Genomic DNA, 11132 nt, shown 5'->3' on the forward strand with positions numbered 1-11132 from the left:
GAAAGTTCGATTACGAGATATCACCAGCGCGAATGACACGTTCAGAGCCATCCGCCAAGCGTAGCCTCAATGCGCCGTCCGACGTTTCGAGCGCGGCGAAGGTGCCTTCGAGCTTGCTGCCATCGGTGTCATGCACGGTGACAGGAGAGCCGGTGTAGTGGTTGGAATTGTGCAAGAAGGCCTGCAAAATCTTGTCCAGACCCTCGCTCCGCCAAACTCCGAGATATTTGGCGAACACGCGCGAGAGCGCCTCGGCGAAGTGTTCAAGCTTCGTCACTGCATCGTAATCGGCCAGCGATGCGGCCTTGCGGTCTGGCAGATCGGGCGCGCTGACGAGGTTCACTCCGATGCCTACGACAATGTGATTGCCGACCATTTCGAGCAGGATGCCTGATACCTTATGGCCGGCGAGCAGGACGTCATTGGGCCATTTGAGCGTCGGGCGGCAAGCACCTCCGAGCGCTTCATTGACCGTTTGACCCACGGCGAGCGCGGCGACAAAGCCGAGAGACGCCGGTGCGGGATCGCCTTTGCGGATTTCGACCACGGTCGAACCCATAAAGTTGCCCGCGCCATCTTGCCAGGCCCGGCCTTGCCTGCCCTTTCCGGCATTCTGGCGGCGGGTGACCAGCCAAGTGCCCTCGACAGGCTTTTCATCGCCGCGCAAAGCCGCCGCAAGATCGGCATTGGTGGAACCGGTTTCCTCGACCAGCGTGATTGTACTTGTGCCGATCAAATCGCGAGGAACAGCGCCGAGGCTGCCTTGTTTGCAAGATCCGTCAGCGAGGGGGTCAGCAGATATCCAAGCGGTGAAATGATCGCAGCGGTCAGGATCAGTATGACCCAATGCGCCCTGCCGCTCTTGCCAGTGACGACGCCAGCGGGTTCATCGAAGAACATCACCTTCACGAACTTAATGTAGTAGAACGCGCCGATCACGCTCGCCGCAATCGCGATGGCGGCAAAGGCCACAAGGCCCGCCTCAACCGTCGCCTGGAACACCACGAACTTGCTGTAAAAACCGAGCAGCGGCGGAATGCCCGCGAGGCTGAACATCTGGATCAGCAATGCCCACGCAATCGCAGGACGGGTTACCGCTAGCCCTCGAATATCGGCGAATGTCTCGAACAGGTTGCCATTGTCATCGCGCAGCATCAGCAGCGCGACAAAGCTGCCCAGGCTCATCACCACATAGATGAAGAGATAGACCAGCATCGCGCTCGCGCCCGCAGCCGTGCTGACCGCAAGGCCGAGCAGGATGAAGCCGACATTGTTGATCGAGGAATAGGCGAGCAGTCGCTTGAGGTTCTCCTGTCCGATCGCTCCGAGCGCGCCGAACACGATCGAAGCCAGCGCAGCAAACATCACGATCTGCTGCCAAGCGAGCGTTTGAGCGCCGAACACCTCGAACACCACGCGCGCTGTGAGCGCGACGGCGGCGACCTTGGGTGCGGTGGCGAAGAAGGCGGTGACCGGTGTCGGCGCGCCTTCGTAAACGTCCGGCGTCCACATATGAAACGGCACGGCCGCGATCTTAAATGCGAGGCCAGAGAGCACGAAGATCAGGCCGAAGAGCTGTCCGGTGCTCAGATCGCCCTCGAGCGCGGCGCGAACACCGGCAAAGTCGGTCGCTCCGGTAAAGCCGTAGAGCAGGCTGATCCCGTAGAGCAGAATACCCGAAGCTAGCGCGCCGAGGACGAAGTATTTCAGCCCCGCCTCTGCCGAACGCTGGTCCTGCCGCAGGATCGAGGCGAGCACGTATGCGGCGAGCGAGTTCAGCTCCAGCCCGAGATAGAGTGTCATGAAGTCGGATGCCGACACCATGATGCTCATGCCCAGCACCGCGAACAGTACCAGCACCGGATATTCAGCGCGCATGCCCTTTTCTTTGCCAGCAGCCTCGCTGTCGAAGAATGCAGGTGCGACGATCAGGCAGGCAATCGCGGCAAGGTAGATCAGCGCTTTGGCGAAGAGCGCAAAGCTGTCGACCTTCATCAGCGTGCCGAATGCGTAAGTGTCCGGTCCGTCAACGCCGAAATGCAGCCCGGGAATGAGCATCAGCCCGGCCCCGAACAGCGCCGTAACCGCAAGCACGGCAACCGTGCGCGCATATTTGTCGCCCGCCCATGCCGCAACCAGCAGCAGGATCAGGCCCGATACGGTCAGAAGCAATTCCGGCCGAACCAGTTCGAAGGAAGCGTGGAAATCCATCAGTGCTCTCCCTCCGCATGATACTCGATCGTGTTCGCAGCCTCTGTACGCGGCTCGCCCGGTGCCAGCTGAGCGTCGCTCGGAGGGGCTGAAGCTGTCAGCTGCGCGTCGAGCGCGGCAATGTCTGCGCGCATCGGAGCAAGGAAGCTTTCGGGGTAAACACCCATCCACAGCACAACTGCTGCAATCGGCGCCATCATCGCCCATTCGCGCGGTGTGATGTCGGACATTGCAGCGGCATCCGCGTTCTTCTGATCGCCAAAGGCCACACGCCGGTAGAGGTAGAGCATGTAAGCTGCGCCCAGAATGATGCCGGTCGTACTCACCAGCGCAACGATGCTCGACGTCTGGTAGATGCCCGCCAGCGCGAGGAACTCTCCGACAAAGCCGCTTGTGCCCGGCAGGCCAATGCTCGCCATCGTGAACAGCATGAAGAACAGCGCGTAATAGGGCATGTTGATGCTCAGCCCGCCATAGCGTTCAATTTCGCGCGTATGCAGACGGTCATAGATCACGCCGACGCACAGGAACAGCGCGCCCGAAACCAGGCCGTGCGACAGCATGACGATCATCGCGCCCTCAAGCCCCTGAACGTTGAATGCGAACAGGCCGACCGTCACAATCGCCATGTGGGCGACCGAGGAATAGGCGATCAGCTTCTTCATATCCGCCTGCACCAGCGCGACGAGCGAGGTGTAGATCACCGCCACCATCGACAGGGCAAATACGAACCATGCAAGATTAGCGGAGGCATCGGGGAACATGGGCAGGCTGAACCGGATGAAACCGTATCCGCCCAGCTTGAGCAGCACGCCAGCAAGTATCACCGAACCAGCGGTCGGCGCCTGAACGTGCGCGTCGGGCAGCCAGGTGTGGAACGGCCACATCGGCACCTTCACCGCGAAACTCGCGAAGAACGCCAACCAGAGCCATGTCTGCGCGCCCTCGGGGAACGGATATTGCATCAGCGTCGGAATGTCCGAAGTGCCAGCCTCTGCCACCATCCAGAACATCGCGATCAGCATCAGGACCGACCCGATCAACGTGTAGAGGAAGAACTTATATGACGCGTAGATACGGTTATCGCCGCCCCACACGCCGATGATCAGATACATCGGGATAAGGCCTGCTTCGAAGAAGATGTAAAACAGGAAGATATCCTGCGCGGCGAAGGTGCCGATCATCAGCACCTCCATGAACAGGAACGCACTCATATACTCGCCGACGCGCTTCTGGATCGCTTCCCAGCTGGCAAGGATGCAGATCGGCATCAGGAACACGCTGAGCATTATCAGCATCAGAGAGATACCGTCGATCCCGAGCGCATAGGAGAAGCCTGCGACCAGCTCGTAGCTTTCCTGGAACTGCCACTGCGCCCCGCCAATCTCGTAATTCGCCCACAGCAACACGCCGAGCGCGAATGTGACGAGCGTCGCGGCGAGCGCGATCATGCGCGCCGCTGCGGCTGAGGTGAACAGGCACAGGAGCGCTCCGACGAGCGGCACCAGCATCATGGTGGTGAGGATGGGAAAATCCATTACTCGATCGATGTCCCTAGAGCAGCACGCCTAGAAAAGCGCATAAGTGACAGCGCCGATCAGGCCGAGAAGCATGATCAGAGCATAGGTGTAAAGATAGCCCGACTGGATCGCACGAGTCGCGACTGAGCCACGCTCAACCACGGCAGCGATGCCATTGGGGCCAAAGCGGTCGATGGTACCGATATCGCCCAGTTTCCAGAACTGGCGGCCAAGCCAGAAGGCCGGGCGCACGAAGATCGCATCGTAAAGCTCGTCGAAATACCATTTGCGAAACACGAAATTGTGCAGCCAGCCAAAGCGCGCGACGAACTTTGCGGGGATGTCAGGCTTGGCGATGTAGGCAACATATGCACCGGCAAAGCCGAGAACCATTACGACGGTCGCGGTCAGCTTCACCCACAGCGGCACAGCGTGCAGACCGTGGATTAGGTTCTCGTTGAAGTAGATAGAACCACCCCAGAATGCGCCATTCACGGCATCCGAAGCGCCGTCGATGAACGGATATTTGAACACAAAGCCTGCGAAGAGCGCACCGAGCGTCAAGACGCCCAGCGGAATGAGCATGGTGATCGGGCTCTCATGCGGATGGTATCCACCGGTCGTGTCCTCGCCCGCTTCTTCGGGTGTCTTGTGAACGCTGTGCTGGATGTGCTCGCTCTCGATCCAGCGCGGCTTGCCCCAGAAGGTGAGGAACATCAAACGCCAGCTGTAGAAGCTTGTCAGCAGCGCCGCGACCGCACCAGCCCAGAAAGCCATCTGCGAAATGCCAGTGCCGCGCGCCCATGCTGCCTCGAGGATCGCGTCCTTGGAGTAGAAGCCAGCGAAGCCGAACACGCCGAGCACGCCAACGCCGGTGATGGCCAGCGTCCCCGCCAGCATCGCCCAGAACGTTATCGGAATGCGTTTTCGGAGGTCCCCATAATACCGCATATCCTGCTCATGATGCATCGCGTGGATCACAGAGCCTGCGCCGAGGAACAGCAGCGCCTTGAAGAAGGCGTGCGTGAACAGGTGGAACATCGCCACGCCGTATGCGCCAACACCGGCGGCGAAGAACATATAGCCCAGCTGCGAGCAGGTTGAGTAAGCGATCACCCGCTTGATGTCCCACTGCGTCGTGCCGATTGTCGCGGCAAAGAAGCAGGTTGCAGCGCCCACCACAGCAACAATCGCCAGCGCGGTCGGAGCGGTTTCGAACATTGGCGACAGGCGGCACACCATGAACACGCCAGCGGTTACCATCGTCGCGGCGTGGATCAGCGCGCTCACCGGCGTCGGACCTTCCATCGCGTCAGGCAGCCATGTGTGCAGGCCCAGCTGCGCCGACTTGCCCATCGCACCGATGAAGAGCAGGATGCACAGAATATCCATCGTATAGAGGCGCATGCCAAGGAAGCCGATGGTCGACCCGCTCATCGCAGGTGCGGCGGCCAGAATCTCGGGTATCGAAGTCGTCTGGAACACCAGATATGTGCCAAAAATCCCGAGCATAAAGCCAAGGTCGCCCACGCGGTTGACCACAAAGGCCTTGATTGCAGCCGCACCCGCGCTCGGCTTTTTGAACCAGAACCCGATCAGCAGATAGGACGCCAGCCCCACCCCTTCCCAGCCAAAGAACATCTGGACCAGGTTCTCGGCGGTCACGAGCATCAGCATCGCGAAGGTGAAGAGTGAGAGATAGGCGAAGAAGCGCGGCTGATCCGGGTCTTCCTCCATATAGCCCCAGCTATAGAGGTGGACGAGCGCGGAGACGGTGTTGATGACCACCAGCATCACCGCGGTCAGCGCATCGACGCGCAGCTCCCAGTCAAAGCTGAGCGTGCCCGACTGCACCCATTGCAGCACAGGGACGACATGCGCGGTCTCGGTCCCGTTGAGGAAGCCGAGGAAGATCGGCCAGCTCAGGCCTGCCGACAGGAACAGCGCACCGGTCGTGATCGACTTGGTGACCATATTGCCGAGCATCCGGTTGCCCAGCCCCGCAATGATTGCCGCCAGCAGCGGCGCAAAGACGATGATGAGGATCGTGTCCACCGGCTCTTATCCCTTCATCCGGTTCACATCGTCGACCGCGATTGTGCCGCGTCCGCGATAATAGATGACGAGAATGGCAAGCCCGATGGCCGCCTCTGCCGCCGCGACTGTGAGCACCATCATGGCAAAGACCTGACCCACCAGATCGCCCATAAACGCGCTGAATGCGACGAGGTTGATGTTCACTGCCAGCAGGATCAGCTCGACCGCCATCAGGATAACAATCACGTTTTTGCGGTTGAGGAAGATGCCCAACACGCCAAGCACGAACAGGATCGCGCCCACGACGATGTAATGTTCGACGCCGATCATAGCTCGACCCCCTTGCCCACTTCGGGGTTCTTCATTTGCGTCGCCTCTTCGGGACGGCGCGCGATCTGCTTGCCAATGTCCTGACGGCCACGCGCACCCGGCTTGGGCTCGCGGTGGGTGAGGACAATCGCGCCGATCATCGCGACCAGCAGGATGATCCCGGCGATCTCGAACAGAATAATATAAGGCTTGTAGAGAAGCGCCCCGATAGCCTCGATATTGCTAACACCTTCGCGAGTTGCCGCCATGCCATCGGGCGTGCCCAACTCGATCCCGCCTGCGGTGTAAGCACCCAGCCCCAGCACCAGCTCGGCCAGCAGGATAAACGCAATCGCGATCCCCAGCGGGAAATTCTTGATGAAGCTGGCGCGCATCGCGGCAAAATCGATGTCGAGCATCATCACCACAAACAGGAACAGCACCGCCACCGCGCCGACATAGACGATCACCAGCAGCATCGCGATGAACTCCGCGCCCACCAGCACCATCAGGCCAGCAGCGTTGAAGAAGGCGAGGATCAGCCACAGGACCGAATGCACCGGATTGCGCGACATGATGACCATCACCGCACTTGCGATGACCAGTCCTGCAAACAGGTAGAAGGCTAATGCTTGTATCATATGTCCCGTTATCCGTTCGCCGCGCCCTTAACGGTAGGGTGCGTCGGCTTCAAGATTGGCCGCGATGGCCCGTTCCCACTTGTCACCATTCGCCAGCAGCTTGGCCTTGTCATAAAGCAGCTCCTCGCGGGTTTCGGTGGCGTATTCGAAATTCGGCCCTTCGACCACGGCATCCACCGGGCAGGCTTCCTGACAGAAGCCGCAATAGATGCACTTGGTCATGTCGATGTCATAGCGCGTGGTACGGCGGCTGCCGTCTTCTCGCGGTTCGCTCTCGATCGTGATCGCCTGCGCGGGGCAAACGGCCTCGCACAATTTGCACGCAATGCAGCGCTCTTCGCCATTGGGATAGCGGCGCAGCGCATGCTCACCGCGGAAACGCGGGGAAAGCGGCGACTTCTCGAACGGATAGTTGATCGTCACCTTGGGCTTGAAGAAATACTTCAAGGTCAGCGCATGCGCCTTGAGAAATTCCCACAAGGTGAACGATTTGAGGAGCTGGGTTGCGGTGGTCATGTCTATCTCCTGACCTCGCGAATTTCGTCGAGCGCGGCCTCAGGATCTGGCGTTCTCATCACCGCACAGTTGCCGCTTAACTTCCTGCCGTCCGGCGACCAAGGGTAAAACTTCACGTCTGCATATGCTCCAGCAAAGTTTCCGCCTTCATTGGGAACCATCGGTCCGGTATTGATCCGGAACACGATCTCGTCCGCACTCCTGAAAACCAAGCTGGTGTCTCCAGACGGACCGATACTCTCGACAAAGCTTGTAGTATGCTCGACAAGTCGGTCGCCGCCCTCAGCCAGATTTATCAGCTGCGTTTGACTACCTTCGGGTTCGGAAAAATAGATATATCCATCTGGATAAGCCGGTGAGTTATCGCCTTCAGCAACCTGAAATGGTCGCGTCTGACCTCCGGTTGGTTCGGGGTAATAGTATGCGAGCAGAAACCGAGGTGCCGATGACCCTATCCGCGACGACGAGCCTTCACTCATAGCGCACGACCAGAGGTGAAACTCTTCGCCACCCTGCTCACCAGGTGAATTGACTGACAGCAACGCAAGCACAAGAATGCCAATCATCCGAAATGCCCCGTCGCCATCAGGTAGCCGCTGATCGCCGCGACGAAGAACAGGCTCATCGGCAGGAACACCTTCCAGCCAAGCCGCATCAGTTGGTCATAGCGATAACGCGGCACGGTCGCCCAGATCCAGCTGAACATGAAGAAGAACATGAAGGTCTTGAGCAGGAACCAGATGAAGCCCGGCACATAGTATAGCGGCGCCCATTCGAACGGTGGCAGCCACCCGCCGAAGAACAGCAGGGTGCACAGCGAGCACATCAGCAGGATGTTCGCATATTCACCCAGCCAGAACAGCGCGAAGGCCATGCTCGAATATTCGGTCTGGTAGCCGGCGACGAGTTCGGACTCGGCTTCGGTCAGATCGAAGGGTGCGCGTGCTGTCTCTGCCAGCGCCGAGATGAAGAACACCACGAACATCGGGAAGAGCAGAAGGTTGAAGTAGAACCCGTTGACCACGCCAAATCCGTGTCCGCGCTGCGCCTCGACAATACCGCTCATGTTGAACGTGCCCGCCCACAGGACGACGCAGACGAGGATGAAGCCGATCGAGACCTCGTAAGAGATCATCTGCGCGGCGGCGCGCATGGCCGAGAAGAACGGGTATTTGGAATTCGACGCCCAACCGCTCATCACCACGCCGTAAACGCCCAGCGAGCTGATCGCGAGGATGTAGAGCAGCCCGACATTGATATCGGCCAGCACCACGCCCGCATCGAACGGGATCACCGCCCATGCTGCCAGCGCCACGGTAAAGGTGATGATAGGCGCGAGCAGGAAGATGCCCTTATTCGCGGCCGTGGGAATGATCGTCTCTTGCAGGAAGACTTTGAGGCCGTCCGCAAAACTCTGAAGCAGGCCAAACGGCCCCACCACATTGGGCCCGCGCCGCAGCATGATCGCGCCGAGCACCTTGCGATCAACATAGATCACCATCGCCACCGCCAGCATCAGCGGCAGAGCGATCAGCAGAATCCCAGCAATGGTGGCAACACCCCATGCCCATTCGTAGGACATGCCGAACGATTGGAAGAACTCGGTCATACGCCCGGCCCTTTCACCTTGTCGTAAATCGCGACGAGCACATGAATGACCGCGCCGCTGGAAACGAGATATGCCATCTCGACAAATCCCCAATAGTAAGCCGTCGAGCGGGCAATCCACCGCGCATCGTCGAACCCGCCAACATCGCCAGCATAGGCATAAGTTGCGTTTATCATACTGATTTCATTGAACACTCGCCACGCCCCGACGAGGATGGCGAGAGTGTAAAACACATAAGGCAAGCGCCGAAGGAATGGGGGAAGCTCGGTCATTCCGCAGCCTCCTTCATCTCATCGCCGTGGAGCAGTTCTGCTGAACATTGCTGCATCACCGTGCTGGCGCGGGCGATGGGGTTGGTGAGGTAGAAGTCCTTGATCGGATAGGCCCCAATCGAGCCTTCCGCTTTGGCGCTGCTGTCAGCTTTCGGCAGCTTGCCGTAATCTGCAAGACCTTCTTCGCCCAAAGCAGGCACTTCGGCGATCATCGCCGCCTGCAATTCGGCGAAGCTGTCAAACCCGACGCTCACACCCAGCGCATCGGCGAGCGCGCGCAGGATTGTCCAGTCTTCGCGTGCATCACCCGGTGCGAACACGGCTTTCTCCGCAAACTGCACGCGGCCTTCGGTATTCACGTAGGTGCCGTCTTTCTCGGCATAGGAAGCCGCGGGCAGGATCACATCCGCCGCATGCGCGCCTTTGTCGCCGTGATGGCCGATATAGACCTTGAGGCTGTCCGCGAACGGCTCGTGGTTCATCTCGTCAGCGCCGAGGCTCAGCACCACTTTGGGCGCCGCTTTGGCGAGGTCTGCCATGCCGCCTTCGACCGTGAAATCGAGCATCAGCGAGCCCATGCGGGCCGCGCTCATATGCAGTACGTTGAAGCCGTTCCAGCCATCTTTGACGAGGCCAAACTTGTCGACCAGCTTGAGCGCCGCGCCAAGCGCACCATTCGCCAAAGCCGCTCCTCCAAGGATCACTGCCGGACGCTCAGCGGCTTTCATCGCATCGCCCAAAGCCTTGGGAACGCGGTTCAGTACCTTCAGGTCTTCGCCTAGGAGCTCAGCCGGATAGGTCGCTTCCCATTCGGGACCGACCACAAAGACCTTCGCGCCAGCCTTCACTGCCTTGCGGATGCGCGCATTCACCAAAGCGGCTTCCCAGCGGATGTGGCTGCCGACGATCAGGATCGCGTCTGCCGTCTCGATGCCGGCCAGCGTCGAGTTGAAATTCACCGCCGCGATGTTCGATACGTCGTAAGTCATGCCGGTCTGGCGCGCCTCGACCAGCGAGGAACCGCATGCCTTGAGCAAAGTCTTGGCCGCGAACATGGTTTCGCAATCGACCATGTCGCCTGCAACCGCCGCGATTGAGGCTTTGTCATCGCCCAGATGCGTGGCGATTGTCTCAAACGCCTCAACCCAGTCTGCCTGAGTGAGCTTACCGCCCTTGCGGATAAACACCTTGTCCAGACGGCGCTTGGTCAAGCCATCGACCTGATAGCGGCCCTTGTCCGATAGCCATTCCTCGTTGACGTCGTCATTGATGCGCGGAAGTGCGCGCATGACTTCGCGGCCCTTGGAGTGCAGCGAGATATTCGCGCCCACCGCGTCGGACACGTCGATGCTGAGCGTGCGCTTCAGCTCCCACGGACGCGCTTCGAACGCATAGGGACGCGATGTCAGTGCGCCCACGGGGCACAGATCGATCACATTGGCGGAAAGCTCGTGCTTCGCGGCCTGTTCGAGATAAGTCGTGATCTGCATATCCTCGCCACGATAAAGCGCGCCGATCTCGTCCACGCCCGCGATCTCCTCGGAGAAGCGCACGCAGCGTGTGCAGTGGATGCAGCGGGTCATGATCGTCTTGATCAGCGGACCCATGCTCTTTTCGGTCACAGCGCGCTTGTTCTCGCGCTCGTAACGCGAAGAGCCGCGACCATAGGCAACCGCCTGATCCTGAAGGTCGCATTCGCCGCCCTGATCGCAGATCGGGCAGTCGAGCGGGTGGTTGATGAGGAGAAACTCCATCACCCCTTCGCGGGCCTTCTTGACCATCGGAGTGTCGGTGCGGATTTCCTGACCTTCACCGGCTGGGAGCGCGCAGGAGGCCTGCGGCTTCGGCGGGCCAGGCTTCACTTCGACCAGACACATGCGGCAATTGCCCGCAATGCTCAGCCGCTCATGATAGCAGAAACGCGGGATTTCCTTCCCCGCAAGCTCACACGCCTGCAAGACAGTCGCGCCCGCCGGGACTTCGATCTCTTCGCCGTCTACGGTGACTTTAGGCATAT

General features: G+C 59.8%; 11 protein-coding genes. All 11 read right to left on the minus strand.

All coding sequences use genetic code 11. The annotated features are described in order from the left end of the window. Positions 1–10 precede the first annotated feature (10 nt). The 11 genes from Q0887_RS04675 to nuoG are packed head-to-tail and all read right to left on the minus strand — an operon-like array spanning position 11 to position 11130. A complete protein-coding gene (locus tag Q0887_RS04675; protein ID WP_299192739.1) occupies positions 11–736 on the minus strand; it encodes a biotin--[acetyl-CoA-carboxylase] ligase in 726 nt (241 codons plus the stop codon). After that, positions 733–2211 (minus strand): NADH-quinone oxidoreductase subunit NuoN, encoded by a 1479-nt coding sequence (gene nuoN, locus Q0887_RS04680; RefSeq protein WP_299192741.1) that lies wholly within the window; start codon positions 2209–2211, stop codon positions 733–735. The genes Q0887_RS04675 and nuoN overlap by 4 nt, the downstream gene beginning before the upstream one ends. Further along, complete coding sequence (locus Q0887_RS04685; RefSeq protein WP_299192743.1) at positions 2211–3749, minus strand: NADH-quinone oxidoreductase subunit M; 1539 nt, start codon at positions 3747–3749, stop codon at positions 2211–2213. The genes nuoN and Q0887_RS04685 overlap by 1 nt, the downstream gene beginning before the upstream one ends. A gap of 30 nt (positions 3750–3779) precedes the next feature. Next, positions 3780–5786, minus strand: coding sequence for an NADH-quinone oxidoreductase subunit L (nuoL, locus tag Q0887_RS04690; RefSeq protein ID WP_299192745.1), 2007 nt, complete (start codon positions 5784–5786; stop codon positions 3780–3782). A 6-nt stretch (positions 5787–5792) separates the two neighbouring features. After that, entirely contained in the window at positions 5793–6098 is a 306-nt protein-coding gene (gene nuoK, locus Q0887_RS04695) for an NADH-quinone oxidoreductase subunit NuoK (protein WP_299192747.1), read from the minus strand. After that, a complete protein-coding gene (locus Q0887_RS04700; RefSeq protein WP_299192748.1) occupies positions 6095–6718 on the minus strand; it encodes an NADH-quinone oxidoreductase subunit J in 624 nt (207 codons plus the stop codon). Before Q0887_RS04700 ends, nuoK begins: the two co-directional genes overlap by 4 nt. 27 nt (positions 6719–6745) lie before the next feature. Beyond that, entirely contained in the window at positions 6746–7234 is a 489-nt protein-coding gene (gene nuoI / locus Q0887_RS04705) for an NADH-quinone oxidoreductase subunit NuoI (RefSeq protein ID WP_247159176.1), read from the minus strand. 2 nt (positions 7235–7236) lie between these two features. Then, positions 7237–7800 carry a hypothetical protein gene (locus Q0887_RS04710; protein ID WP_299192751.1) on the minus strand — a complete coding sequence of 188 codons (564 nt, stop codon included), beginning with the start codon at positions 7798–7800 and terminating at the stop codon, positions 7237–7239. Then, positions 7797–8843, minus strand: a complete 1047-nt coding sequence (gene nuoH / locus Q0887_RS04715) for an NADH-quinone oxidoreductase subunit NuoH (protein WP_299192753.1) — start codon at positions 8841–8843, stop codon at positions 7797–7799. The genes Q0887_RS04710 and nuoH overlap by 4 nt, the downstream gene beginning before the upstream one ends. Further along, positions 8840–9115, minus strand: a complete 276-nt coding sequence (locus Q0887_RS04720) for a hypothetical protein (protein WP_299192755.1) — start codon at positions 9113–9115, stop codon at positions 8840–8842. Before Q0887_RS04720 ends, nuoH begins: the two co-directional genes overlap by 4 nt. Further along, complete coding sequence (gene nuoG, locus Q0887_RS04725) at positions 9112–11130, minus strand: NADH-quinone oxidoreductase subunit NuoG (protein WP_299192756.1); 2019 nt, start codon at positions 11128–11130, stop codon at positions 9112–9114. The genes Q0887_RS04720 and nuoG overlap by 4 nt, the downstream gene beginning before the upstream one ends. Positions 11131–11132 lie beyond the last annotated feature (2 nt).

The organism is uncultured Erythrobacter sp. (genome assembly GCF_947492365.1).
GTDB lineage: Bacteria > Pseudomonadota > Alphaproteobacteria > Sphingomonadales > Sphingomonadaceae > Erythrobacter.